At 74.0% G+C, this 23,955-nt stretch carries 24 protein-coding genes, 1 tRNA gene and 2 pseudogenes; 20 read left to right on the top strand and 7 right to left on the bottom strand.

The genetic code is table 11. The annotated features are described in order from the left end of the window. Positions 1-129 precede the first annotated feature (129 nt). The 8 genes from GC157_00135 (at position 130) to GC157_00100 (ending at position 9,428) form a co-directional block, all read left to right on the top strand. Positions 130-747, top strand: a complete 618-nt coding sequence (locus tag GC157_00135) for a copper chaperone PCu(A)C (GenBank protein ID MBI1375883.1) — start codon at positions 130-132, stop codon at positions 745-747. An 83-nt stretch (positions 748-830) separates the two neighbouring features. Then, a complete protein-coding gene (locus tag GC157_00130; protein MBI1375882.1) occupies positions 831-1,958 on the top strand; it encodes a Dyp-type peroxidase in 1,128 nt (375 codons plus the stop codon). Positions 1,959-2,064: 106 nt separating this feature from the next. Beyond that, on the top strand, positions 2,065-4,836 hold the full coding sequence (locus tag GC157_00125) for an HAD-IC family P-type ATPase (GenBank protein MBI1375881.1): 2,772 nt from the start codon (positions 2,065-2,067) through the stop codon (positions 4,834-4,836). A 133-nt stretch (positions 4,837-4,969) separates the two neighbouring features. After that, on the top strand, positions 4,970-6,250 hold the full coding sequence (locus GC157_00120) for a hypothetical protein (GenBank protein ID MBI1375880.1): 1,281 nt from the start codon (positions 4,970-4,972) through the stop codon (positions 6,248-6,250). A gap of 11 nt (positions 6,251-6,261) precedes the next feature. Further along, entirely contained in the window at positions 6,262-7,842 is a 1,581-nt protein-coding gene (locus tag GC157_00115) for a hypothetical protein (GenBank protein MBI1375879.1), read from the top strand. A gap of 190 nt (positions 7,843-8,032) precedes the next feature. After that, positions 8,033-8,449, top strand: coding sequence for a hypothetical protein (locus GC157_00110; protein ID MBI1375878.1), 417 nt, complete (start codon positions 8,033-8,035; stop codon positions 8,447-8,449). Further along, positions 8,446-8,808 carry a hypothetical protein gene (locus GC157_00105; protein ID MBI1375877.1) on the top strand — a complete coding sequence of 121 codons (363 nt, stop codon included), beginning with the start codon at positions 8,446-8,448 and terminating at the stop codon, positions 8,806-8,808. The genes GC157_00110 and GC157_00105 overlap by 4 nt, the downstream gene beginning before the upstream one ends. 8 nt (positions 8,809-8,816) lie before the next feature. Continuing rightward, positions 8,817-9,428 (top strand): methyltransferase domain-containing protein, encoded by a 612-nt coding sequence (locus tag GC157_00100; protein MBI1375876.1) that lies wholly within the window; start codon positions 8,817-8,819, stop codon positions 9,426-9,428. Between the two features lie 72 nt (positions 9,429-9,500). Here GC157_00100 and GC157_00095 read toward each other — a convergent pair whose 3' ends face one another. Next, a complete protein-coding gene (locus tag GC157_00095; protein MBI1375875.1) occupies positions 9,501-10,205 on the bottom strand; it encodes a PIG-L family deacetylase in 705 nt (234 codons plus the stop codon). 135 nt (positions 10,206-10,340) lie between these two features. Here GC157_00095 and GC157_00090 point away from each other — a divergent pair, with 135 nt between their 5' ends. The 3 genes from GC157_00090 to GC157_00080 all read left to right on the top strand — a co-directional run bounded on the left by GC157_00090 (position 10,341) and on the right by GC157_00080 (position 12,425). Then, positions 10,341-10,565 (top strand): DUF2892 domain-containing protein, encoded by a 225-nt coding sequence (locus GC157_00090; GenBank protein ID MBI1375874.1) that lies wholly within the window; start codon positions 10,341-10,343, stop codon positions 10,563-10,565. A 76-nt stretch (positions 10,566-10,641) separates the two neighbouring features. Then, the gene (locus GC157_00085; GenBank protein ID MBI1375873.1) at positions 10,642-11,580 is read left to right on the top strand and encodes a sigma-70 family RNA polymerase sigma factor; all 939 of its coding nucleotides are present in this window, start codon (positions 10,642-10,644) and stop codon (positions 11,578-11,580) included. Then, positions 11,580-12,425 (top strand): TSUP family transporter, encoded by an 846-nt coding sequence (locus tag GC157_00080; GenBank protein MBI1375872.1) that lies wholly within the window; start codon positions 11,580-11,582, stop codon positions 12,423-12,425. The genes GC157_00085 and GC157_00080 overlap by 1 nt, the downstream gene beginning before the upstream one ends. Before the next feature lie 94 nt (positions 12,426-12,519). Here GC157_00080 and GC157_00075 read toward each other — a convergent pair whose 3' ends face one another. Both GC157_00075 and GC157_00070 read right to left on the bottom strand, forming a co-directional pair. Further along, positions 12,520-13,983 carry a HAMP domain-containing protein gene (locus GC157_00075; GenBank protein MBI1375871.1) on the bottom strand — a complete coding sequence of 488 codons (1,464 nt, stop codon included), beginning with the start codon at positions 13,981-13,983 and terminating at the stop codon, positions 12,520-12,522. Beyond that, positions 13,973-14,647, bottom strand: coding sequence for a response regulator (locus GC157_00070; protein ID MBI1375870.1), 675 nt, complete (start codon positions 14,645-14,647; stop codon positions 13,973-13,975). The genes GC157_00075 and GC157_00070 overlap by 11 nt, the downstream gene beginning before the upstream one ends. A 341-nt stretch (positions 14,648-14,988) precedes the next feature. Between GC157_00070 and GC157_00065 the strand changes: the two genes are divergently transcribed. From GC157_00065 to GC157_00035, 7 genes are all read left to right on the top strand, one after another. Beyond that, positions 14,989-15,615: a DUF2202 domain-containing protein gene (locus GC157_00065; protein MBI1375869.1), complete on the top strand. Its 627-nt coding sequence runs from the start codon at positions 14,989-14,991 to the stop codon at positions 15,613-15,615. Positions 15,616-15,773: 158 nt separating this feature from the next. After that, positions 15,774-16,130: a thioredoxin gene (trxA, locus tag GC157_00060; GenBank protein ID MBI1375868.1), complete on the top strand. Its 357-nt coding sequence runs from the start codon at positions 15,774-15,776 to the stop codon at positions 16,128-16,130. Further along, a complete protein-coding gene (locus GC157_00055) occupies positions 16,127-16,462 on the top strand; it encodes a rhodanese-like domain-containing protein (protein ID MBI1375867.1) in 336 nt (111 codons plus the stop codon). Before trxA ends, GC157_00055 begins: the two co-directional genes overlap by 4 nt. Before the next feature lie 50 nt (positions 16,463-16,512). Next, entirely contained in the window at positions 16,513-16,803 is a 291-nt protein-coding gene (locus GC157_00050; GenBank protein MBI1375866.1) for a rhodanese-like domain-containing protein, read from the top strand. A gap of 7 nt (positions 16,804-16,810) precedes the next feature. Continuing rightward, positions 16,811-17,200 carry a rhodanese-like domain-containing protein gene (locus GC157_00045; GenBank protein MBI1375865.1) on the top strand — a complete coding sequence of 130 codons (390 nt, stop codon included), beginning with the start codon at positions 16,811-16,813 and terminating at the stop codon, positions 17,198-17,200. Further along, positions 17,197-18,624, top strand: a complete 1,428-nt coding sequence (locus GC157_00040; GenBank protein MBI1375864.1) for an MBL fold metallo-hydrolase — start codon at positions 17,197-17,199, stop codon at positions 18,622-18,624. Before GC157_00045 ends, GC157_00040 begins: the two co-directional genes overlap by 4 nt. 95 nt (positions 18,625-18,719) lie before the next feature. Then, complete coding sequence (locus GC157_00035) at positions 18,720-19,352, top strand: redoxin domain-containing protein (protein MBI1375863.1); 633 nt, start codon at positions 18,720-18,722, stop codon at positions 19,350-19,352. Positions 19,353-19,537: 185 nt separating this feature from the next. Here GC157_00035 and GC157_00030 read toward each other — a convergent pair whose 3' ends face one another. After that, positions 19,538-20,419, bottom strand: coding sequence for a hypothetical protein (locus GC157_00030; protein MBI1375862.1), 882 nt, complete (start codon positions 20,417-20,419; stop codon positions 19,538-19,540). Positions 20,420-20,460: 41 nt separating this feature from the next. Then, complete coding sequence (locus GC157_00025) at positions 20,461-21,045, bottom strand: sigma-70 family RNA polymerase sigma factor (protein MBI1375861.1); 585 nt, start codon at positions 21,043-21,045, stop codon at positions 20,461-20,463. Positions 21,046-21,122: 77 nt separating this feature from the next. On the opposite strand from GC157_00025, the gene GC157_00020 reads away from it, so the two are divergent. Both GC157_00020 and GC157_00015 read left to right on the top strand, forming a co-directional pair. After that, positions 21,123-21,689: an isochorismatase family protein gene (locus GC157_00020; GenBank protein MBI1375860.1), complete on the top strand. Its 567-nt coding sequence runs from the start codon at positions 21,123-21,125 to the stop codon at positions 21,687-21,689. A 544-nt stretch (positions 21,690-22,233) separates the two neighbouring features. Then, a tRNA-Lys gene (locus GC157_00015) sits at positions 22,234-22,306 on the top strand. A gap of 223 nt (positions 22,307-22,529) precedes the next feature. Here GC157_00015 and GC157_00010 read toward each other — a convergent pair. Together GC157_00010 and GC157_00005 are read right to left on the bottom strand one after the other, a co-directional pair. After that, positions 22,530-23,186 (bottom strand): annotated as a pseudogene (locus GC157_00010) (tyrosine-type recombinase/integrase). Between the two features lie 261 nt (positions 23,187-23,447). After that, positions 23,448-23,666 (bottom strand): annotated as a pseudogene (locus GC157_00005) (hypothetical protein). Positions 23,667-23,955: the final 289 nt, after the last annotated feature.

Genomic DNA, 23,955 nt, shown 5'->3' with positions numbered 1-23,955 from the left:
AGTCCCCTGCGGCCACCCGACGGTCACCGCTCACCCCCGCGGCCTGCCGCGTCCCGTCGGGCGCCCTCGCGGCCCCGGCACCCCCACAGCCACCGCGCGCCCTGCGCGCGATCGTCCCAGGAGACCAGCATGTCCAGCTCCCGCACCCGGGCCGGTGCCCGGTTCGCCAGATCAGCCGCGCTCGGCGCCGCCACCGTCGCGCTCCTCGCCGCCTGCGGCACGGCCACGGCCGACCCCCAGGCGGCGTCCACCTCCGCCGCAGCCGTCGTGTCCGGCAGCGCCAGCACGTCGGCGCTGGCGTACCGCGACGCCTGGGTCAAGACCGCCCCCAGCGGCATGACCGCCGCGTTCCTCACGCTGACCAACACCACCGACGCCGACGACCAGCTCGTGTCGGTGTCGACCGCGGCGTCGCGCATGGTCCAGCTGCACGAGATGGTGATGAAGGACGGCGCCATGGTGATGCAGCAGAAGTCGGGCGGCATCGTCGTCCCGGCGCACGGCTCGGCGGTCCTCGAGCCGGGTGGCGACCACATCATGCTCATGGACGTCGCCGCGCCGATCGTGGCGGGCGACGACGTGGTGCTCACGCTGACGTTCCGGTCCGGCTCCTCGCTCGAGGTGCACGCCGTGGCGAAGGACTACACCGGGGCGGGCGAGTCCTACCAGGCGTCGCCGTCCGCATCCGCCGCGTCGACGGACGACATGGACATGTCCGGCTCGGACTCCATGTCGTCGGGGTCGTGACCGGCTCTCCGGCCCGCCTGTCGCGCCGTCAGGCGCTCGCCGTCGGTGCCGCCCTCGTGGGCGGCACCGCGGCGGGTGCCGCGATGGCGACGGCGGCTGCGGGCGAACCCGGACCGGTGCCCTCGACCTCGACGTTCGGCGCGGACGTCGTCGCGTTCCACGGCGACCACCAGGCAGGCGTCGACACCCCGCAGCAGGCGCACACCTGGTTCGTCGGGCTCGACCTGCGCCCGGGGTCGTCCCGCGAGGACGCGGTCCGGCTCATGCGCATCTGGACCGACGACGCCGAGCGCCTCACGGGGGGCGCTCCCGCCCTGGCCGACCACGCAGCCCAGCTCGCCGTCTCGCCCGCACGGCTGACGGTGACGCTCGGTCTCGGCGAGCGGTTCTTCGACAGGCTCGGGCTCGAGCGGCGCCGCCCGGCATCCCTCGGCCCGCTCCCCGATCTCGCGATCGACCGGCTCGAGGAGCGCTGGCGGCAGACGGACCTGCTGCTGCAGGTGGGCGCCGACGACCTCGTCACCCTGTCGCACGCGGTGCGCGTGCTCACCCGTGACGCGACGTCGCACGCGACGGTGGTCTGGGTCCAGCGCGGGTTCGTCCCCGCACGCGGCTCGGCACCCGACGGCACGACGCCACGCAACCTGCTCGGCCAGGTCGACGGCACGGAGAACCCGCGGCCGGGCACGGAGGACCTCTCCGCCGCGGTCTGGGCAGAGGGTCCCGACTGGTTCCGTGGCGGCACCATGCTGGTCCTACGCCGCATCCGGATGGACCTCGACTCGTGGGAGCGGCTGTCGCGCAGCGGCCGCGAGTTCGCCGTAGGCCGGACCCTGGCCGACGGGGCGCCCCTCACGGGAGGCACCGAGCGCACCCCGCTCGACCTCTCGGCGACGGACCCGCTGGGCTTCCCGGTGATCTCCGAGAACGCCCACGTGCGCCTCGCGCACGCGCAGACCCCGGCCGAGCGGATGCTGCGCCGCGGCTACAGCTACGACGACTCCCCCGGGGCCGGCACGATCAGCGACGTGGGGTTGCTGTTCGCGGCCTACGTGGCCGACATCGAGCGGCAGTTCGTGCCCGTGCAGCGCCGCCTGGCGGACGGCGACCTGCTCAACCGCTGGACGACACCGGTGGGCAGCGCGACGTACGCGATCCCGCCCGGCGTGCGGCCGGGCCACCTCTGGTGCGAGGACCTCCTGGGCCCCTGACCGAGGGCCCGCGTGGCCGATCGCCGCGCGACCGGGCACCCGCCTTCGGGAGGATGTCGGCGTGCCCGTGGCGCGGGGTGCGGGCGCGCAGTCTCGGGAGGTCCGCATGGCCGATCACTGGTACGCACAGACACAGGACGAGGTGCTCGCCGCGGTCCGGGGCGACTCCGATCGCGGCCTGACGTCGGCCGAGGCCGGCAGCCGGCTCGCGTCCGTCGGCCCCAACGAGATCCGGGGCGAGGCGCCCCCGTCGCTCCTCGCGGTCGCGGGGGTCCAGCTGCGCGACCCGATGAACCTGATGCTGGTGGCCGTCGTCGTGGTGAGCATCCTCATCGGCGAGAGCTCCACCGCCGTCCTCGTCGGGTTCCTCATCGTGGTCAACGTGGTGCTCGGGTCGCGCCAGGAGCTCAAGGCGCGGGCCAGCGTCGACGCGCTCGCCAAGCTGCAGTCGCCGCAGGCGAAGGTGCTGCGCGACGGCAGCATCGGGCTGGTCGACGCCACGGCGATCGTGCCCGGCGACGTCGTGGCGCTGGACGCCGGCGACATCGTCCCGGCCGACGGCCGCGTGCTGAGGTCGGCCACCCTCGAGACGCAGGAGGCGGCGCTCACCGGCGAGAGCGCCCCGGTGGCCAAGGACGCCGGCACGATCGAGGGCGACGACGTCTCCCTCGGCGACCAGTCCAACATGCTGTTCCAGAACACGTCCGTCACCCGGGGCACCGCGACGATGGTGGTCACCGAGACCGGGATGGCCACCCAGATGGGCCGCATCGCCACGATGCTCTCGTCCGTCACGCGCACCCGGTCCCCGCTCCAGCGCGAGCTGGACTCGCTGACGAAGGTGCTGGGGCTCATCGCCTGGGCGGCCGTGGCGTTCATCGTCGTCGTGGGCCTCGTGCGCGGCATGGCGTTCTCGGAGCTGATGCTGCTGGGCACCGCCATGGCGATCTCCGCCATCCCGACAGGGCTTCCCGCGTTCGTGTCGGGCCTTCTCTCGATGGGGGCCAAGCAGCTCGCCGACTCGCGCGCCGTGGTGAAGAACCTCACCGACGTCGAGACGCTCGGCGCCACGAGCGCCATCAACACCGACAAGACCGGCACGCTCACGATGAACCAGATGATGGTGGCCACCATCTACGCGCACGACTCGTGGTTCACCGTCGAGGGTGAGGGCTACCGCAAGCAGGGTGCGATCCGATCGGTCGCCGGGGTGCCCGTGCCGGACTTCACCCGGCTCGCCTACGGGCTCTGCCTCGACAGCGATGCCACGGTGTCCGACGCCGGCGACGTGGTCGGCGACCCCACGGAGGCGGCTCTCGTCGTCCTGGCGGCGAAGCTCGGCGTCGACGCCGAGGAGACCCGCCGGGCCTACCCGCGACTGGCCGAGGTCCCGTTCGACTCGGACTACAAGTTCATGGCGACCGTGCACCGCGTGCCCACCGATGACGGGCCGCAGGTGGTCGTGCTGGTCAAGGGCGGCCCCGACGTCGTCCTCGCGCGGTGCAGCCGGTCCGGAGCCGCACTCGGCGCCGGCCAGGTGCCGATCGCCGAGGCGCGCACCGGCATCGACGACGCCAACGAGCGCATGGGCGAGAAGGGCCTGCGGGTGCTCTCCTTCGCGGCTCGCGTCATCACCGAGGACGAGCTGCAGGCGAACCTCGGCGACCCCATGCAGCTGGTGGGCGACCTCACGTTCGTCGGCCTCGTCGGCATGATCGACCCGCTGCGTCCCGAGGCGAAGGACGCCGTGGCCACCGCGCTGCACGCGGGCATCGACGTCCGCATGATCACCGGCGACCACGCGGTGACCGCGCACGCCATCGGCGAGTCGCTGGGCCTCGGCCCGGGTGCCATCAGCGGCACCGAGCTGCGCGCCCTCTCGGACGACGAGCTCAAGCGCAGGCTCCCGCAGCTGCACGTGTTCGGCCGGGTCACCCCCGAGGACAAGCTGCGGCTGGCCAGGACGCTGCAGGAGCAGGGCAGCATCGTGGCGATGACGGGCGACGCGGTGAACGACGCCGCCGCCCTCAAGCAGGCCGACATCGGCGTCGCCATGGGCAGCGGCAGCGAGGTCACCAAGCAGTCCGCACGGATGATCCTCACCGACGACAACTTCGGCACACTGGTCTACGCGGTGGAGATCGGGCGTCGTGTCTACGACAAGGTCGTCGCCTACGTGCGCTACCAGATGACCCAGCTGCTCGCGCTCGTCATGCTGTTCGTCGCCGCGACCGCGTTCAACGTCAACGACGGCGTCGCCCTCACCCCGACGATGGTGCTCTACCTGCTCTTCTTCATGACCTCGGCGGGCGTGGTCATCATCGCCGTCGACCCGGGCGACCCCGACGTGATGTCGCGGCCCCCGCGCGACCCGAAGCTGACCATCTCGCACCGCGGCGCCGTCCTTCAGTGGGTGGTCTACGCGATCGCGCTGTTCGTCGGCGCGTTCGTGCCGCTGGTGTGGGGGCCGGACACGCCCTCGACCGAGACCGCGTCGGCCTCGCTCACCATGACCTTCGTCGTGATGGCGCTCGGCACGGTGCTCAACGCGCTGGTCAACCGTCGCGACCCGGCGAGCGGGCTCTCGGCGCCCCTGCTCAAGGCGCTGGCGATCGCCCTCGTGCCGGTCGCCATGACGGTGCTGGCCACCGAGCTGCCGCGGCTCCAGTCCGCCCTGCTCACGAGGTCGCTCACGGGCGGGCAGTGGCTGGCGTGCATCGGGCTCGCCCTGCTGCTCCCCGTCGTGGTGGAGGCGGGCAAGTGGTGGCGCCGCCGCCGCACTCCCCCGCCCGCGCTGCTGCCCGTGGAGGCCGTCGTCGAGCCGGCCCGGGCCCACACCACCGTCGACCTCACGGCCGAGCGGACCCCGGTCGCCTGATCGGGTCACCGGCCCTGCGCCGCGCCGTCGATCCGGCGTGGGGCCGCCGGCCGGAGCTGGTTCCGTGGGATCGGCTCCGTCCGGCACGGCCGGTGCCGTACCGTGTGCGCGCGCAGGACCACACGGGGGACACATGATCTCGGCACGTCGGTCGGCCGCCCTGCTCGTCGCAGCGACGGCCCTCCTCACCACGCACCTCGCCGCGGCCGCACCGGCCTCGGCCGTCGCCGGCTATCCCAGCGTCGCCATCACCTCGCCGGTCGACGCGTCGACGGTCGCCGGTGCCGTGGCGGTCTCCGTGTCCGGCAGCCTCGACCCGCTCGGGGCCGCCGTGGCCACGACGATGACCCTGTCGGTCGACGGCTCCCCGGCGTCGTCGCTGCCGTGCGCGGTGCCCGCGACCACGGACTGCGCCGTCACGTTCTCGTGGGACGCGAGCACCCTGACCGGCACGCACACGCTCCAGGCGGGCATGGCCGACAGCCTGGGCGGGACGACGGCCAGCGCCGTGGTGACCGTGACCGTGACGCGGACGTCGGCCTTCCTGGCGGTCACCTCGCCGCACGCCGGCAGCGCCGTCGCGCGGCAGAGGACCGTCGACGTCGTCGCCACGGGAGGCATCCCCGCCGACTCGCCGGCCACGGTGTCCGGCATCTCGCTGTACCTCGACGGGCACTACAAGACGGTGTTCAGCTGCGTCGGGCAGCCCGACGACCACACGTGCACCGCGACGTTCCCCTGGACGACCACCGGGCTGGCCGGCGGGCACGTGCTATCGACCGTGCTCACCGACAGCACCGGAGCGACCGTCGCCAGCGCCCCGGTGCGGGTCTTCGTGCGGACCGTCCCGAAGGTGGAGATCACCGTGCCCACGGTGCGCACCGGCACCACCGCCACCGCCCGGGTGGTGGTGCGGGCCGAGGACGGGCGCACCATCCCGGGCGTCGCGCTCACCGTCACGTTCACGCCGCCGCACCTCATCGGCCCGCCGAGGGTCTACCACGTCACGACGGCCCGGACCGGCGGCATCCAGTGGAAGGTGCCGGTGCGGACCACCTCGACCGTCAAGGCCACGATCGACACGCCGGGCCCGTGGTGGAGCGTGTGGACCGGCCACGGCCTCTCGGAGGCGATCCCGCACTACTCCTGCACGTGGACGCACACCGCCCGGCTGAGCGGCTACGCCACGGTCACCTGCTCGGAGCCTTACATCCCCAAGGGAATCTGGTCGGCGCTGCAGGTGAAGCAGCGCAGCACGTGGCGGCGCATCGGGCAGACGAGCTCCGTCCCCCACAGCTGGACCTACCACGTGCGATCCACCACCCGGAGCACCTACTACGTCCGCATGCTCCTCAGCAACAGCCCCTACTGGGCGAGCCTCTTCACCGCGCCGATGCGCATCACGTTCACGTGAGGCGGGGACGCATGGGTCGCGTCTCGCGACTCGTCGTGGCCGCGGCCGCGACGGCGTTGCTGGCCCCGGCGATCGCGGTGACGTCCGCGTCGAGCGCATCGGCCGCTCCGTCCGTGACGATCCTGTCGCCGGCCGACGGCGCCACGGCCTCCGGCTCGGTCGACGTCACGGTCACGGCCACCTCGCCCTACGGCACGCTCGCCGCGAGCGTGTACGTCTACCTCGAGCAGGCTGACAGGGCGACCGAGGTCCCGTGCCCGGCGCCGCTGTCCCGCACCTGCTCGGTGACCACGACGCTCGACCTCGTCCAGATCACCGGAGGCACCTACGCCCTCGGCGCAGCCCTCCGCGACAACAACCTCGGCACCACCTTCGCGCAGCCGCTGTCGATCACGGTCGTGAACGACAGCGGGAGCATCACGATCGAGTCCCCCGTCGAGGGGGCGACCCTCTCGGGGGTCGTGCAGACGACCGTCACGGCCACGCTGGGCCCCTCCGCGCCCATCGCCTCGCTCGAGGGGGCGTGGATCCAGGTCCGGGACGGCGGCCGCCTCGACCAGTCGCAGCAGTGCAACGGACTCGCCGACCCCACCACGTGCAGCGTCACGGTTCCCTGGGACACGCGCTGGGACGACGGGCCCCACGTCCTGTCCGCGGCGCTCGGCGCGGGCTACCCGCAGCCGCTGCTCGGGCTGGTCAGCCGTCGCGTGCCCGTGGTGGTGGCCAACCCGCCGGCCACGATCGACCTCACCGCGCCCGCGCCCGGCGGCGTCGTCACCGGGATCACGGCCGTGCTCACGCACTCGGCGATCCCGGCCGCGCTCGGGACCACCCCCGAGCACGTCGAGCTCGACGTGGACGGCTTCTCGGTGGGGAAGACGTCCTGCGCCCCGTCGACCGACGGCACCTGCGACGCCACGACGATGTGGGACACCGACGGGCTCGCGGGGGCGCACGTGCTCGAGCCGGTGCTGGTGGACTCCGTCGGGCACCGGATCCCCGGAACACCGACGACGGTCTACGTGCACACCGTGCCCGTGGTCTCCCTGGTGCTCCCGGCGTCGCACGCGGGGTCGACGGTGGCGGCGCAGGTGATCGCGAAGGCCTCCGACGGCCAGCCCCTGAAGTACACCCCGGTGACCGTCACGATCGCGCCGGCCGTCGGCCCGGCGACGGTGCTGCACCTCACGACCACGCGCGCGGGCGGCGCGCGGTTCAGCTTCCCGGCCACCACCAACGCCCGGGTGACGGCCGATCTCGCCGCGGGCGTCTGGTGGGAGGCCACGAGGAAGGTGGCGGCCGCCGCCGTCATCGCGCCCTTCCGCTGCACGTGGACGCGCACCGTCAAGCCCGGCACCTACGCGAGCGGCACCTGCACCGTGCCGTACATCGGCTCCGGCACGCCCGTGTCGATGCAGATGCGCCGGGGCGCGGCCTGGCCCAAGATCGGCTCCGGGCGCACCGGCCGGCACTACTTCCGGTTCCGCGTGCTGTCGAAGTCGCGCGGCATCTACTACATCCGCTTCGCCCTCTACTACACGCGCTACTACACGCGCTCGATCAGCCAGTCGCTGCGTCTGGTCTTCCGCTGATCCTGGCGGCACGTCCGTCATACCCCCTGGGGTATGGTGGTGCGGACGCCGCGCTGCCGGGAGGACCCACGTGAGCACGACCGACGAGCCGGGGCCGGTCCCGTCCCGCATCGCCGTCGACGCCGTCCCGGCCCCGGCCCGCGCCGGCGTCCTCGCCGCGCTCAGGGGCTGGCCGCCCCGCCGCTGGGCCATGGCGGCGCTGACCGCGGTGGCGACGGTGCTCGTCGTCGGCGTGCCGACCGTGCTGGTGCCCAACCCCGTGTTCGGGCGCGAGGTCGCGGTCACGTGGTGGGCGTGGCCGGTGCTGCTCGCCACCGCAGTCCTCGCCGGGCTCGTGGCCGCCACGTACGTGCGCCGGCCGGGCACCAGCGCGCCCGACGTCAGCCGCAGCAGCCTGCTCGGCGGCTTCCTGGGCTACCTCGCGGTGGGCTGCCCGGTGTGCAACAAGGTCGCGCTGCTGGCGCTCGGCTACACCGGTGCGCTGCGCTGGTTCGCCCCTGTGCAGCCGCTGCTCGCCGTCGCCGGGATCGCGCTGCTCGGCTGGGCGCTGCGACGCCGGCTGGCCGGCGAGCTGAGCTGCCCGGTGCCGTCGGGCGGCCAGCCGTGAGCGCCACCCTCGACGAGCGCCTCGACGCGCTGCTCGAGCTGGCCGCCCGCGACATGGACCGCCTCGCGGGCGGGGCCGCCGTGTGCACGTTCACGCGGGCCGGCGTGCCGGTGCCGGGGATCAAGTACGCCGAGGGCCGCTGGGCGGCGCTGCGCGAGCTGCACCGGGCCCGGCGCCGCTCGCCGGACGACGGCTCCCTCGCCGATGGCATCCTCGGGACGTGGCGGGACCAGCTCGCCGCGCTGCGCGAGCGCGGCGCCGGTCCGGACTGGATCGCCTACCGCACGGGCGGCGTCGACGCGCTCACCGAGCTGCTCGAGGCCGCCCCCGACACCGCAGGGACGAGGAGCGAGCCGTGAGCAACGTGATGGGCGCCGAGGCGTGGGACCAGCGCTACGCCGCGAGCGACGCCGTGTGGTCGACCACCCCGAACATGTGGGTGGAGCAGGTCGCGGCCGACCTGGCGCCGGGCACGGCGCTCGACCTCGGCGCGGGCGAGGGCCGCAACGCGCTGTGGCTCGCCGAGCGCGGGTGGCGCTCCACCGCCGTCGACTTCTCCGCCGTCGCGCTCGAGCGCGCCCGCGCGTGGGCCGCCACGCGCCTGGGCGAGCACGCCGACCGGCTCACCACCGTCGTGGCCGACCTCACCGACTACGCGCCGCAGGCGGCGTACGACCTCGTGCTGGTGGTGTACATCCAGCTGCCGGCCGAGCCGCGCCGCACGGTGCTGCGCTCGGCCGCGGCCGCCGTGGCCCCGGGCGGCCGGCTGCTCGTCATCGCGCACCACACCGACAACCTCGCGCACGGCCACGGCGGCCCGCAGGACCCGGCCGTGCTCTACACCGCGGACGACGTCGCCTCCGACGTCGAGGGGCTCGGCCTGCGGCCCGAGCGGCTCGAGACCGTGCAGCGGCCGGTCACCGTCGAGGGCCGCGAGGCGCACGCGCTCGACGCCCTCGCCCTGTTCACCCGCCCCTGACCCCTCCGTCGTTACTGCCCGAAAGCGCGGATCCGGGCCGGATCTCCGCGCTTTCGGGCAGTAACGTCGGGGTCAGGCCGGGGGGACGAGCCAGCGCAGGTGCTCCCGGTCGCCGAGCAGCTCGAGCCGGCGCCACAGCACGCTCGAGGGCACGGCCTGGCTCGGGTGGCAGGTCACGGCGACCCGCTGGCGCTCGCGGTCGACGTCGAGCACGACGTCGACGAGCCCCTCGCCGGCCCCCGCGAACGGTGCGCCGGACTCCGCCCGCAGCTGGTCGGCGACCGCGCCGGGCAGGGTCCACGCCAGCACGCCGAGCCCGCGGTCCGCAGCGCACCGGACCGCGGCCTCCGTGGCGCGCACGTGGTCGGGATGACCGGTGACGCCGGTCGTGTCGAACACCAGCAGCCCGTCGGCCGCCTGCTCCTCCACGGACTCCGCCACCCGGGCGGCCAGCTCGTCGACCGGCGTGCGCTCCAGGGCTCCGTCGGCGTAGCCGAGCAGCCGCACCGACCCGATGCCCAGTGCCCGCGCCGCCGCCTCGAGCTCGCCCTCCCGCACCACCGCGAGGTCGCCGTCGACCCCGTGCAGCGTGGACGCCTCGCCGTGGGTGAAGCACAGCACGGACACGCGCGCCCCGGCACGCACGAAGCCGTCGACGACGGCGCCGAGCCCGAAGGACTCGTCGTCCGGGTGGGCCACCACGACGAGCACCGACGACCAGGCGGGCAGCGAGCGCCCCACGTCCCTCGACGTCGTGCCCACCGATCCCTGCGTCATCGCCCCTCCTCGACTCGTACCGCCTCGTCCGTGCGACGACGCGGACCCGCGTGAGCAGCACCACACCGCCGGCCGGTATCCCTGCGCGGGCCCGGCCCGTCCATGGCGGGCCAGGTCCACCACGAGGAGGAAGCCATGACCGTCAACGAGAGCCCGCTCGACCGCATCCTGCGCACCGTGCTCGCCGTCGCCGCCCTGGTCGTCGCGTTCGCGACGGGGGCCGGCAGCGCGCTGGGCATCGTCCTCATCGCACTGTCCGCCATCCTCCTGGTCACGGCCGCGATCGGCTACTGCCCGCTCTACCGTGTCCTGGGACTCAGTACCGTGCGGGCCGCGGCCCGGACCGGGGACCGGTCCTGACCCGATGTGACAGGAGGATACCCCCGGGGGTATGCTCGAGTCCTCCCCACCACCCACGGAAAGAGGTTCCCTCCATGTGCAGCCCCGCCGTCTGTCGTTCCTGCGGCAAGGTCACCTACTCGGGGTGCGGCATGCACGTCGACCAGGTGCTCGGCTCGGTCGCCCCGGAGCAGCGCTGCACGTGCCGGTGACCCCTGCGGCCACCGCCGCGGAGCACCACGCACGGCCGCTGGCCGACCAGCTCACCGACGAGGTCCCCGGCCTGCTGCGGTACGCGCGCACCCTCGTGCGCGACGCCGCGGCGGCCGAGGACCTCGTCCAGGACACCGTGGTCCGGGCGCTCGAGCGCGCGGACGGGTTCCGCGGCGACTCCTCGCTGCGCACCTGGCTGCACCGGATCCTGCACAACCTCGCCGTCGACGCCGCCCGCGCCCGGCGGGAGACCGTCGTCGACCCCGGAACCGCGTACGCCGACGGCGTCGAACTGCTGTGGCAGGACCCGGCGTACTCCGTCGACGCGGCCGAGGTGGTCGAGCGCGCCGAGCAGCGCGAGCTGCTCGAGGACGCGCTGCTGCGCCTGCCCGCCCTCTACCGCTCCACGGTGGTCCTGCACGACGGGTGCGGCCTCACCGTCGGGGAGATCGCGGACCTCGACGCCATCGGCGTCCCCGCGGCCAAGGCCCGCCTGCGCCGCGGCCGGATGATGCTGGTGAGCGAGCTGTCCGGCGCGCGCCGCCGCCCGGCCTCCCCCGACGTCCCGCTGCGCTGCTGGGACGCGCGCAGCCTGGTGTCGGACTACCTCGACGACGACCTCGCCCCCCGCGAGCGGGGGCTGCTCGAGCGCCATCTCGCCGCGTGCCCCACGTGCCCCCCGCTCTACGCGGGGCTCGTCGGCGTCCGCGACGCGCTCGGCGCACGGCGCGACGACGACGCCGCCGTCCCCGTGCCGCTGCGCGAACGGCTGGCCGCGATCACGTCCGCCGCACGGCCCTCCGACGTCGCCGGGGAGGCGTGATGGACCAGACCCTCACCCTCGTGGTGATCGCCGCAGTGCTCGGCCTCGTCGTGGGCCTGCTCGGCGGCGGCGGGGGCATCCTCGCCGTGCCGCTGCTCGTGGCGGTGGGGCAGCCGTTCCTGGTCGCGTCCTCGCAGTCGCTGGTCATCGTCGCGGCCGCGGCGACCGCCGCCCTCGTCCCCCACCACCGCGCCCGCCGGGTCGACTGGCGGGTCGGTCTCGTCTTCGGTGCGCTGGGCTCGATCGGCGCCGTCGTGGGCGCGCGGCTGGCGCAGTACGTCGACCCCACCTTCCTGCTCGCCGGCCTGGTGCTGCTGCTGGTCGTCGGCGCCGTGATGATGCTGCGCGGTGCCGCGCGCGAGCGCAGCCGCGTGCTCGCGCACGCCGCTGTGGGCGCCGACCACCTGGAGATGGCCGGCGGGGCCAGCGTCCCCGCGATCCCGCACCTCGACGGGACCGCCCCGGTCGGGCAGGGCGGCCTGGCCGGGCGCGTGCGGCTCGTCGCGCTCGCGTCGTCGGTCGGCCTGGTGACCGGCCTGCTCGGCGTCGGCGCAGGCTTCGTCGTCGTGCCGGCGCTCGTGAGCGCCATGCGTCTGCCCATCAAGAAGGCGACCGCGACCGCGCTCGTCGTCATCGTCGTCAACAGCGTGGTGGCCGCCGCCGTGCGCCACGACTCGCAGGGCAGCCTCGGCGTCACCGTCGCGCTGGCTGCCGCCAGCGCCGCGGCGGCCGTGGTGGGGGCGCTGCTCTCGCGCCGGGTGCCCGGCTACGCCCTCTCGACGGCGTTCGGCGGCCTCATGGTGCTCGTCGCCGTCTACACCGTGTTCCACGCCGCCACCGCCTGAGCCGCCCTTGCGCGACGTCACTGGTGGAACGGCTGCTTCCCGCCGTCGGACACGACCGTTTCACCAGTGACATCCGCTGAGAAGTCGGCGCGGGTCACGCGCGGGTGCCGGCGGGGCCGGGCTGCGACGACAGCGGCAGGCGCACGGTCATGCGGGTGCCGCTGTGCCCGTCGGAGGCCGCGGCGACCGTGCCGCCGTGGGCCACGACCAGCTCGCGCACCACGGCGAGCCCGATCCCCGAGCCCGCGACGTCGGAGTCGGCCCGGCCGCGCCAGAGGCGCTCGAACACCGAGGGCAGGTCGGCCGGATCGATGCCCGGACCGGTGTCGGCCACCTCGAGCACGGCGCCCTCGGAGTCGCGCCCGACGCTCACGAGCACGTCGTCGCCCGACCGGCAGTGCCGCGCCGTGTTGAGGGCGAGGTTGGACACCACCTGGTGCAGCCGGTCCGCGTCCCCGTCGACGACGACGCCGGGCGCGATCGCGGTCCGCACCGTGAGCCCGGCACCCGTCATCGCCGGGCGCGCCGCCTCGACCGCCTCGGCCACGAGGGCGCCGAGGTCCAGCGGCGCGCGGCGCAGCTCGAGGCGCGCGGACTCGGCCGCGGACAGCGACGCGAGGTCCTCGACGACGCGCCCGAGACGCCGCGACTGCTCGTGCAGGGCGGCCAGGCGCGCCGCGTCGGGCTCCACGTAGCCGTCGCGCAGCTCCTCGAGCCCGGCCTGCAGCGCGGCCAGCGGCGTCCGCAGCTCGTGCGCGAGGTCCGAGGCCATGCGGCGACGCGAGGCCTCCGAGCCGGCCACCTCGTCGGCGGTCGCGTCGAAGGCCCGCACCAGCTCGCCGATCTCCCCCGGCGCGTCGGCGTCCTCGGGCGCGGACCGGGCCTCGCGGTCGCCCGCGGCGAAGCGGCGGGCCGTGGCGGTGAGCCGCACCAGCGGCCGTGTGATCCGGCCGCTGACGAACCACGCGACCACGACGGCGGTGATCACGGCGGCCGCCGCGGCGAGCAGGATCCAGGTCCAGGCGACCTGCTGGGCGCTGCTCGTGGTGGAGGAGCCGAACGCCAGCACGGCCGTGCCGACGGTGGTGCCGTCGACCACCACCGGCGCGGTCACGACGTCGGTGCCGGCGATGCCCATGCCCGCCATGCCCATGCCGTTCGCGCTGCCGTTCCCGTTGGCGCTTCCGTTGCCGTTCGCGCTGCCGTTCCCGTTCGTGCCCCCGTTGCCCATGCCGTTGCCCATCCCGACCGCACCGGACCCGTCGCTGGGACGCACCACGAGACGGGCGCCCGCGTCCGCGGCGATGGTGTCGGCTGCGGTGAGGTCGGCGTCCGTCCAGCCGCCGGCGGCGCGGTAGGCGCTGCCCGCGGCGGCCGCGGCGGACGTCGCGGCGGTGCTGCGCGAGGACTGCTCGCTCGTGGCCAGGCCGCGCGCGGTGCCCAGCAGCGCCGCCAGCGTGAGCACGCCGACCGACGACAGGGCGACGACGAGGAACGCCAGCAGCAGTCGGCGCCCGAGCGGGCTGCCGCTGCCGGCGGCGCGGGGCTCAGGCGTCACGGCGCAGCCCCAGCCGGTAGCCCGCACCCAGCACCGTCTCGAGGATGCTCGCCCCGTCCGGACCGAGCTTGCGGCGCAGGTTCTTCACGTGCGAGTCCACCGTGCGCTCGTAGCCGGCGTACTCGTAGCCGCGCACGCGGTTGACCAGCTCGGCGCGGGAGTAGACGCGCCCCGGGGCGTCGGTGAGCGCGAGCAGCACGCCCCACTCCGTCGGCGTCAGCTCGAGCTCCGCGCCGTCGAGGGTGGCGACGTGGCGGGCCCGGTCGATGGCCAGCCGTCCGCCGCCGAAGGAGGTGGACCGCTCCCGGTCGTCGAGGTCGTGGCGGCCGAGCACGGCCGACACGCGCAGGACGACCTCGCGCGGGCTGAAGGGCTTGGTGACGTAGTCGTCCGCACCGCGCTCGAGCCCGGCGATGCGGTCCTCGACCGAGCTGCGCGCGGTGAGCGCGATGACCGGGACGCGCACGGTGGTGGCGAGGCGCAGCACGTCGAGGCCGTCGATGTCGGGCAGCCCGAGGTCGAGCAGGACGAGGTCGGCCGCACCGGACTCCAGGTGCGTCATCGCCTCCGACCCGGTGCCCGACGTGATCACGACGTGGCCCGCCCGCTCGAGGTAGCGCCGCAGCAGGTCGCGGATGTCGCGCTCGTCCTCCACGACCAGCACCGTGCTCACCCGACCATGGTGCTCGATCGGCGGCGTCGCAGTCGCGCGCTCACCCTCCTGCGCGCCGATCTCCACGCCGTCTCCACACCGAACGCACCAGGCCTGCACCTCCGCCGCCGAGCCTGGTCGCGTCACGGACCGACGAGGTCCACCGGTCGAAGGAGACTCCGATGCGTCGCACCACCCTCGTCACGAGCGGCGTTGCCGCTGCCGCCGCCCTGTCCCTGGTGGCGGTCCCCGCCATCGCGCAGGGGGGCGCGCCCTGGACCGGGACCGCCCCAGCCGCGGCGAGCAGCACCCCCGACCCCGACGCCTCGGCGGCGGGCGACACCACCTGCCCGATGGCCGACGACGCGACCGGTGCCGGCCGGGGCTACGGCGCCGGGCCCGGCTACGGCATGGGCGGGATGCGCGGCCCGGGTGCCGCGGGGACGGCGTCCGGGGGCGCCTACGGCATGCGGGGCGGCAACGGGAACGGCTACGGCTACGGGATGGGCGGGGGCATGGGGGTGGCCGCCAGCGGTGTGACAGCGCCGTCGGGCGAGCTCACCGCCGAGCAGCGCACCACGCTGGCCTCGATGGCCGAGGAGGAGAAGCTCGCGCACGACCTCTACGTCGCGCTCGCCGCGCGCTACCCCGAGCTGCGGCAGTTCCCGATGATCGCGGTCGCCGAGACTCGCCACCTCGAGCTCGTGCGCACCGTCCTGGAGCGCTACGGGATCGACGACCCGACCTCGGGGCTGGCCGAGGGCGCCTTCGCCTCCGCCGGGTTCCAGTCCACCTACGACCGGCTCCTGGCGGGCGCGACGACCGCCGACGCCGCCCTGGCCGCCGGCGTCACGGTCGAGAAGGCCGACATCGGCGACCTGCAGTCCGCCACTGCGGGCCTCACCGCCCCGGACGTCCTCCAGGTGTACGCCGCCCTCCTCGCCGGCTCGCAGCACCACCTCGCCGCGTTCGGCGGCTGACCACCCCGGCCCCGTCCGATGCCGCTGGTGGAACGGTTGCTCCCCGCCCCCGGAAGCGACCGTTCCACCCGTGACGTCGCCGCTCGAGAAGGCGGGAAATATACCCCTGGGGGTATGTGTTACTGTCGTACCACTACCCCCGAGGAGGAATCCGCAGCATGGCCACCGTGCAGCTGACCGGTCAGAACTTCGAGGAGAAGGCGATCGGCGACGGCATCACTCTCGTCGACTTCTGGGCCTCCTGGTGCGGCCCCTGCCGCTCCTTCGCGCCCGTGTTCGAGAAGGCGTCCGAGAAGCACCCCGACATCACCTTCGGCAAGGTGGACACCGAGGCCGAGCAGATGCTGGCGGCATCGGCGCAGATCACCGCGATCCCCACGCTGATGGCGTTCCGCGACGGCATCCTGGTCTACCGCGAGGCCGGCGCGCTGCCGGCGTCCGCGCTGGAGGAGCTCATCACCGCGGTCCGCGCCCTGGACATGGACGACGTCCGCGCGAAGGTGGCCAACGCATGATCGTCCGCCTCGCCTCCCTCGACGAGACCGACCAGGCCCGCGCGCTGCGCCGGGGCACCCTGCTCGACGTCCGCAACCCCGACGAGTTCCACCGCGGCCACATCGACGGCGCGGTGCTCATGCCGCTGCACCTCGTGCCGCTGCGCGCCTCCGAGCTCGACCGCCGGGAGACCTACTACGTGGTCTGCGAGTCCGGCGCCCGCTCGGCCCAGGCGTGCTCCTACCTGGCGCAGCAGGGCTACGACGTGCGCAGCGTCGAGGGCGGCATGTCCTCGTGGCGCGCCGCCGGTCAGCCCGTCAGCACGGGTCGCGAGCAGGTGGCCCCGTGGTGAGCCCCGACGACGCCGGGATCCCCGAGGTCGACGCCGCGCGCGCCCGCGCGATGGTCGAGCAGGGCGCGCTCCTGCTCGACGTCCGCGAGCACGACGAGTGGGACGCCGGCCACGCACCGCAGGCGGTGCACGCGCCGCTGCGCACCCTGAGCCTCGACCACGTCGACGGCGCCGAGCAGGTGGTGGTCGTGTGCCGCTCGGGACGACGGTCGGCCGCCGCCACGGCGGCGCTGCGGGAGCACGGCGTCGACGCCCACAACCTCGCCGGCGGGATGCCCGCCTGGCGCGACGCGGGCGCGCCCCTGACCACCGACACCGGCCGTCCGCCGGCGATCATCTAGGAGAGACGTGAAGAAGATCCTGGCCCTGGTGGCCGTGCTCCTGGGCCTCACGGTCCTCACGGGGTGCAGCTCGAGCAGCGTGCAGACCGTCGACCCCCAGGCGTTCCTGAGCACCGCGTCGCAGAACGGCGTCGTGGTCGTCGACGTGCGGACGCCGGCGGAGTTCGCCGCCGGGCACGTGGCGGGAGCCGTGAACATCGACGTCGAGGCCCCCACCTTCGACTCCACGATCGCGACGCTCGACAAGAACGCGACGTACGCCGTCTACTGTCACAGTGGGCGACGTTCCTCCGTCGCGACCGACGCGATGGCGAAGGCCGGGTTCGCCCACGTCTACAACCTCTCCGGCGGCTTCCCCGACCTCGTGTCGGCCGGCGCAACGGTGGTGACCTCATGAGCGAGCTCGACGTCGTCTCGATCGAGACGCCCAACCTCGGCGACCGCAGCTACGTCGTCGGCCGCGCCGGCGGCGCGATCGTCATCGACCCCCAGCGCGACATCGACCGGGTGCAGCAGGTGCTCGACGTGCGCGGCTGGAGCGTCTCGCACGTCCTCGAGACGCACTTCCACAACGACTACGTCAGCGGCGGCCTCGAGCTCTCCCGCGTCCTGGGGGCCGAGTACGTCGTGCCCTCCGGCATGGACATCTCGTTCCCGGCTAACCGCGTGGGCGACAAGACCGAGCTGGAGTCCGGGGCCGGGCTCGTGCGGGTGATCCACACCCCGGGCCACACGCCGAACCACATCTCCTTCGCGCTCAACCTCGACGGGCAGGACGTCGCGCTGTTCACCGGCGGGTCGCTGCTCTTCGGCAGCGTCGGCCGCCCCGACCTGCTCGGGCCGGAGCTGACCGAGCCGCTCGCCCGCTCGCAGTGGGAGTCGATGCGCCGCATCGCCAGCGACGTCAGCAGCAGCGCCGCCGTGTACCCCACCCACGGGTTCGGGTCGTTCTGCAGCGCCACCGCCACCGTCGGCACGGCGTCCACGGTCGCCGACCAGATCCGCACCAACCCGGCCTTCACGGTCGACCAGGACACGTTCGTGTCCGAGCTGATCGCCGGCCTCGACGCGTTCCCGGCGTACTACGCCCACATGGGGCCGGCCAACCAGGCCGGCGCCGGCCCCGTCGACCTCTCCCTGCCCCAGCGCGCGAGCGCCGAGGACATCGCCCGGCGCATCGCCGCCGGCGAGTGGGTGGTCGACCTGCGCCACCGGCGCGTGTTCGCCGCCGAGCACCTCACCGGGTCCCTGTCGTTCGACGTGCACGGCAACGCCATCACCTACCTCGGCTGGCTGGTCGACTGGGGCACGCCGATCACGCTCCTCGGCGCCAGCGAGGACGAGGTGACGCGGATGCAGCGCGAGATGGTGCGCATCGGCATCGACCGCCCCGCGGCGTACTCCGTCGGCTCGCCCGCCGACTGGTCGCCCCCGGCGACGACGTCGTCGTACCGCGTGGCCACGCACGCCGAGATGGCCGAGGCCCGCGCGGCCGACCCCGAGCTGCCGATGCTCGACCTGCGGCGCAACAGCGAGTTCGACGACGGCTACGTCTCCGGCGCCAAGCACGTGCCGCTGCACGAGCTGCGCGGCCGGCTCGACGAGGTGGCGGCGTGGGCGAAGGCGGCCGAGCCCGAGCACGGACCGGTGTGGGTCTACTGCGGCAGCGGGTTCCGGGCCTCGATCGGCGGCTCGATCCTCGAGGCCGCCGGCGTCGCCCTCGTGCACGTGGACGACGACTTCCCCAACGCCGCCAAGGCGGGCCTGCCGATCACGACACCGGAGCACGGCCACCGGCTCGGCGCGACCTACGCCGACTGACGCGACCGGACGCGGTCCCCACCCCGGGCGGGCGTGGGGGCCGCGTCGGCGCGAGAATGGGCAGACCGACGATCGACACGAGGAGACCGGAACCTATGAGCATCAGGCTGGGCGACGTCGCACCCGACTTCACCGCCGAGACCACCGAGGGCACGATCAGTTTCCACGAGTGGAAGGCCGGCTCGTGGGCGGTGCTGTTCAGCCACCCCGCCGACTACACCCCCGTGTGCACCACCGAGCTCGGCCGCACCGCGGCGCTGAAGGACCAGTTCGCCGCCCGCGGCGTGAAGCCGATCGCGGTGTCCGTCGACCCGATCGAGGACCACAAGGGCTGGGCGCCGGACATCGGCGAGGTGGGCGGCACCGAGCTGAACTTCCCGATCATCGCCGACCCCGACCGCACGGTCTCCGAGCTCTACGACATGATCCACCCCAACGAGGGCGACACGTCCTCGGTGCGCTCGGTGTTCATCATCGACCCCGCGAACAAGGTGCGGCTCACGCTCACCTACCCGAAGTCCGTGGGCCGCAACTTCGACGAGATCCTGCGCGTCATCGACGCCCTTCAGCTCACCGACTCGGCGCCCGTGTCGACGCCGGTGGACTGGACCCCGGGCGGACGCGTCATCGTCTCGCCGCAGATGTCCACGGAGGACGCCAAGGCCCGGTTCGGCGAGGTCGAGGAGATCAAGCCCTACCTGCGCTGGACGCCGCAGCCCCAGGGCTGACGCCTGCGTCGAGGGCCCCGTCCGCAGTCGCGGACGGGGCCCTCGTGCGTTCGGGGAACGGCCGAGCGACCGCAGGATGCGCAGACCGCCGGGGACGAGACACGGCGGCCGCCTCGGGCAGGGCGGCCGCCGTGGGTCTCGGGGGGCGAGGGCTGGTCAGGGAGCGCAGCCCGTCGCCGCGGGGGTCAGGGGTGGCTCGGGGTGGTGGACGGCTTCCCGGGGATGCGCGTGGCGTTGCCGTTGCCCGGCGCCGTCGTCGGCTGGCCGTGCGTGCTCGGCTTGCCGGGCGGGGCGGTAGGCCGGTTGCCCTGCGACCCGGGCGAGGCCGGGCGGTGCGACTGCCCCGGCGGTGCCGTCTTCGTCTGCCCCGGTGGCGTCGTCGGCGCGTTGCCGTGCGAGGACGCCGGCCCGTGCGACACCGTCGCGCACAGATCGGCGATCGTCATGTTCTGACCCTCGGCGTAGGCCTGCAGGCTCGCGTAGGCGCTCGAGCCGGTCGCCGGCACGTCGCTCGGGCGGGCGGCGAACGCCTGGCACAGGCCGGGCAGCGCGGCGGCCGCAGCGGTCGAGAGCGGCGGACCTGCAAGGTGCGTCGACGACGCCGGGCCTGAACCGCCCGACGCCGCGCTCGAGGTGTCACCGGCCGCGCCGGACGAGGAGTCCCTCGTGGCGTCCGCGCTGCGCTGTGCCTCGGCGGCCTCCTGCGCCTGGGTCGCGGCAGAGCCCGGGACCACGTGGAACACGTGGTGGACGAAGTCCTGCACGGGGTCGGGCAGCGATCCGGTCGCCGCGGCGGCGACCCCGCCGGTGAACAGCACGATCGCGGCCGTGGCGCCCGCGGCCACCGCCGCGCGTCGACGTGCGCGTGGGGCGAGGGGGACGACCTCGGCGACCGGCTCGGCCTGGGTACGGGCAGCCGCGGCCAGCGCGGCCACCGCCTCGTCGGCGCCGCGCAGCTCGGACTCCGTGCCGGGCGCCTGAAGCGCCGCGACGAGCTCGGCCGCTCGCATCTCGTCCTCCGTCCGGGGGCCGCGCAGGCCCAGCAGCAGGTCCTCCCACGCGGACATGCCGATGTCCTCGTGTCCCGGGGGAGGAACGTCGGAACCGCTCACGGCGTTACTCCCCTCGTCCGCTGGCTCAGCCGGGTCTCCAGCCGCCGCAGGCCGCGGTGCACCAGCACGCGGACCGCCGCGGGCGAGCGCTCCATCACCTCGGCGACGTCGGCGTACTCCAGCCCGGCGACCACGCGCAGGATCACCGCCTCGGCCTGGTCCGGCGGCAGGGTGCGCACGAGCGCGAGGGCGCGGTACGTCGCGTCGTCCTCCAGCACCCGGTCCGCGACGTCGGGCTCGGTCGGCCCGTCCTCGACGCCGGGCTCCCAGGCGGCGGTCGGCCGGCGCGCCTCCCAGCGCACACGGTCGATGAGCTTGCGGCGGGCCACGGTGAACACGAAGGAGCGGAACTGCCCCTCGGAACCGGAGAAGGTCGTCAGCCCGCGGGCGAGCTCCAGCCAGGTCTCCGACGCGGCGTCCTCCGCGTGCTCCCAGGCCAGGGTGCGCAGGTAGCGCAGCAGCGGGGGGTGCACGTCGCGGTAGAGGTCCGCGAAGGCGACCTCCTCCCCCAGGGCAGCACGACGCAGGACGTCGTCGAACCGGTCGCCGAGCATCCACACCTCCTCGCCCGATGGTGGCATCGACCGGTCGGGGCGCACGCTCAAGGGTCCGGCGCCGTCCGTTCGCCGCGCCGGGACCGGGCTGGCAGGCTGTGCCCGTGACCCAGGCGCTGCTCGTGATCGACGTCCAGAACGAGTACGTCACGGGCGGCCTGCCCATCGTGCACCCGCCCGTGGAGGAGTCCCTCGCCCGGGTCGGCGAGGCGATGGACGCCGCCCGGTCCGCCGGGCTGCCGGTCGTGGTGGTCCGGCACGCCGAGACCGACCCCGCCGGAGGGCTGTTCGTGCGCGGCACGCCGGCCTGGGAGCTGCACGCGACCGTGGCCGGGCGCCCGCACGACCTGGTCGTCGACAAGACGCTGCCGGGGGCCTTCACCGGGACGGAGCTCGGCGCCTGGCTCGCCGAGCACGACGTCGACCACCTCGTGGTCGTGGGCTACATGACGCACATGTGCATCGACACCACCACGCGCCAGGCCGTGCACCGGGGGCTCGAGGTCACCGTGCTGGCCGACGCCACCGGCACCATCGACCTGGCCGACGACCTGCCGTCGGCGCTCGTGCACCGGGTCGAGCTCGGCGTGCTCGGCGACGGCTTCGCCACCGTGACGAGCACCCGGGACTGGGTCGACGGGCTCGTCCCGGCGTCCGCAGAGCGGGCGTAGGGGTCCGCGGCGTCCCGCGTGGGGGTCCTACTTTCGGAGGATGGACACCCACCGTTGGGCTGATGGGGCGACCTGGGGTTTCCGTCCCGGCCCGGGGGCGCATCCTGGTCCCGGAGGTCAACGAGAAGTAACTGAGCGGCCACGGAGAGCGACACGCCGACGAGCGGCGCAATCCGCCGATCAGACCACCCGTACGGCGCACCATGTTCCCGTCGCAACATCCGACACCTGATCTGTGCATGCGAGGAGGTGGACCACCGTGACGACGCAGACCCTGTCCGACCGTGAGGTCGACGTGATGGACCTGCTCGCGCAGGGAGTGCCGCTGACGCTGCTCCTGGACCTGGCGGACCCGCGCGGCCCCCACTCCGACGAGCTGTACCTGATGGAGGGCACGGCCGCCTGAGGGCGCCGGCGACCCCCGTCGACGCCTGCCCGCTCCCCCGCGACCCCGCGTGACGACGACGCCGAGCCCGGCTCGTCCGAACGGCCCGGCGCGATTTCACCGGCCCGACCGACCCGGTGTATCCTCGTCGGGCACCATGCGCCGCTAGCTCAACTGGCAGAGCAGCGGACTCTTAATCCGCGGGTTGTAGGTTCAAGTCCTACGCGGCGCACTACGCGGCGTACGTGTGCAGAGGCTCGGTCTTCGGACCGGGCCTCTGCTGTTTCACCTGCGGGGATACCCGATTCGGGCTCGTCTTCTGAACCCATAGACAGAGCCTCCAGAGCCCCTGCTTCGGGGGCGATTTCGGCGGACCTGGGTTCATTCTGGGTTCGGCGGTCCGTGCGGGGCACGAGTGCGGCTGCAGCGGTGGCGGCCTGCTGGCCGACGCCTTCCAGCAGGTGCGAGTACGTGTCCGAGGTGATCGCGAGCGAGCTGTGACCGAGTCGCTTGCTGACGACGGCCATCGGGACGCCGGCGGCGAGCATGAGGCTGGCCTGCCCATGGCGCAGGTCGTGGAGTCGAACGGGGCGCAGGCCGGCCGCGTCGGAGAGTTCGCGGAATCTTTTGGTGACGGTCTCGGGGTGCAGCGGTGAGCCGTCCTCCTTGGTGAAGACGTGGCCACTGTCGACCCAGGCGGTTCCCCACTCGTCGCGTTGCTGCTGCTGGCGAAGCTGGTGGCTGAGCAGTGCACCGATGGTGGCTTCGTCGAGGTCGACGACGCGGTCCTGGCCGCTGGCGGTCTTGACCGGGCCGAGGTGGGTGGCGTGACCGAGCTGGACGATCTGGCGGCGTACCGTGAGCCGGGACCGTTCGACGTCGATGTCGTCCCACCGCAGGCCGAGGAGCTCACCACGGCGTAGGCCGGTGAACGCGGCGACCTCGTAGAGAGGGCCAAGGGGGTCGACGGCGCAGTGGTCGAGGAACGCGCCGAGCTCGTCGGCTTCCCACGGTTGCACGTGGGGTCGGGTGACCCGCGGTAGTTCGACGTCGACGGCGGGGTTGTACGGGATGTAGCGGGCGCGCTTGGCGCTGGCGAACGCGGAGCGCATGGTGGCGTGGATGCGGCGCACCGTCGCCGGCCCCGGCGTGCGCCCCCTCTCCTTCGGCAGGGCCGCGAGGCGCAGGACTTCCTCGACGTGCGGAGGCCGGACGTCACGGAGCCGCAGGGGGCCGATGACGGGGGTGATGTAGCCGGTGATGTGCCAGCGGTAGGAACGCTCGGTCGTCGGGCGCAGGCCGTTGGCGACCTTCTTGGCCAGCCAGTCGGTGAGGAACTCGCTCACTGTCAGGCTTCGGTCATCGGTCCACGCCCCAGTGTTCTGCGCCTCCGCGAACGCGGTCAACGCGGCCTGGGCGTCGGCCTGCGTCGCGAACCCGCCCCGTTTGACCTGGCGGCGTCGCCCGTCGGTGCTGCGCGTCTCGGCCGCGAAGTACCAGCTGCCGTGCTTGCGCTTGCACGCCAACACCTTCCCGGCCTCGTTCGTCACCGGCGGGCAGGGGCAGCGCTTGAAGGTGAACCCGCCACTCATCCGACACCCCTCCTCGAACCCCGAACCACCGGCACCGGCACCGGCGCCGACCGGTGGACCTCTATGTTGATTGTCGGCTCCGCCGCCGACACCGGCAACGGCGCCCGGCTCATCTCGTGGACTCCCGTGGCGCTCACGCTGTCTCCCGCTGACGGCGCTCGTTGAAACTCCCCACTGACGCTCATCGAATTTCCCCACCTGTGTGGCTCCGCCGATGAGGGCGGGTCTCCTTCGAGGCTGGTGGTCTCTGACCACCGACCAGCTCTTCGAAGGAGACCCGCTTTCTCAT

It is taken from the genome of Frankiales bacterium (genome assembly GCA_016125335.1).
In the GTDB taxonomy this organism is placed as follows: domain Bacteria; phylum Actinomycetota; class Actinomycetes; order S36-B12; family CAIYMF01; genus Longivirga.
The sequence above is the reverse complement of the archived record's forward strand: the minus strand, read 5'-3'. Positions and strand labels throughout refer to the sequence as shown.

What these genes read in the sequence shown, in the direction of transcription:
- GC157_00135 (MBI1375883.1), top strand. Translation starts at nt 130, where the DNA reads ATGTCCAGCTCCCGCACCCGGGCCGGTGCCCGGTTCGCCAGATCAGCC.
- GC157_00130 (MBI1375882.1), top strand. Translation starts at nt 831, where the DNA reads ATGGCGACGGCGGCTGCGGGCGAACCCGGACCGGTGCCCTCGACCTCG.
- GC157_00125 (MBI1375881.1), top strand. Translation starts at nt 2,065, where the DNA reads ATGGCCGATCACTGGTACGCACAGACACAGGACGAGGTGCTCGCCGCG.
- GC157_00120 (MBI1375880.1), top strand. Translation starts at nt 4,970, where the DNA reads ATGATCTCGGCACGTCGGTCGGCCGCCCTGCTCGTCGCAGCGACGGCC.
- GC157_00115 (MBI1375879.1), top strand. Translation starts at nt 6,262, where the DNA reads ATGGGTCGCGTCTCGCGACTCGTCGTGGCCGCGGCCGCGACGGCGTTG.
- GC157_00110 (MBI1375878.1), top strand. Translation starts at nt 8,033, where the DNA reads ATGGCGGCGCTGACCGCGGTGGCGACGGTGCTCGTCGTCGGCGTGCCG.
- GC157_00100 (MBI1375876.1), top strand. Translation starts at nt 8,817, where the DNA reads ATGGGCGCCGAGGCGTGGGACCAGCGCTACGCCGCGAGCGACGCCGTG.
- GC157_00095 (MBI1375875.1), bottom strand. Translation starts at nt 10,205, where the DNA reads ATGACGCAGGGATCGGTGGGCACGACGTCGAGGGACGTGGGGCGCTCG.
- GC157_00090 (MBI1375874.1), top strand. Translation starts at nt 10,341, where the DNA reads ATGACCGTCAACGAGAGCCCGCTCGACCGCATCCTGCGCACCGTGCTC.
- GC157_00080 (MBI1375872.1), top strand. Translation starts at nt 11,580, where the DNA reads ATGGACCAGACCCTCACCCTCGTGGTGATCGCCGCAGTGCTCGGCCTC.
- GC157_00065 (MBI1375869.1), top strand. Translation starts at nt 14,989, where the DNA reads ATGGCCGACGACGCGACCGGTGCCGGCCGGGGCTACGGCGCCGGGCCC.
- trxA (MBI1375868.1), top strand. Translation starts at nt 15,774, where the DNA reads ATGGCCACCGTGCAGCTGACCGGTCAGAACTTCGAGGAGAAGGCGATC.
- GC157_00055 (MBI1375867.1), top strand. Translation starts at nt 16,127, where the DNA reads ATGATCGTCCGCCTCGCCTCCCTCGACGAGACCGACCAGGCCCGCGCG.
- GC157_00050 (MBI1375866.1), top strand. Translation starts at nt 16,513, where the DNA reads ATGGTCGAGCAGGGCGCGCTCCTGCTCGACGTCCGCGAGCACGACGAG.
- GC157_00040 (MBI1375864.1), top strand. Translation starts at nt 17,197, where the DNA reads ATGAGCGAGCTCGACGTCGTCTCGATCGAGACGCCCAACCTCGGCGAC.
- GC157_00035 (MBI1375863.1), top strand. Translation starts at nt 18,720, where the DNA reads ATGAGCATCAGGCTGGGCGACGTCGCACCCGACTTCACCGCCGAGACC.
- GC157_00030 (MBI1375862.1), bottom strand. Translation starts at nt 20,419, where the DNA reads ATGTCCGCGTGGGAGGACCTGCTGCTGGGCCTGCGCGGCCCCCGGACG.
- GC157_00025 (MBI1375861.1), bottom strand. Translation starts at nt 21,045, where the DNA reads ATGCCACCATCGGGCGAGGAGGTGTGGATGCTCGGCGACCGGTTCGAC.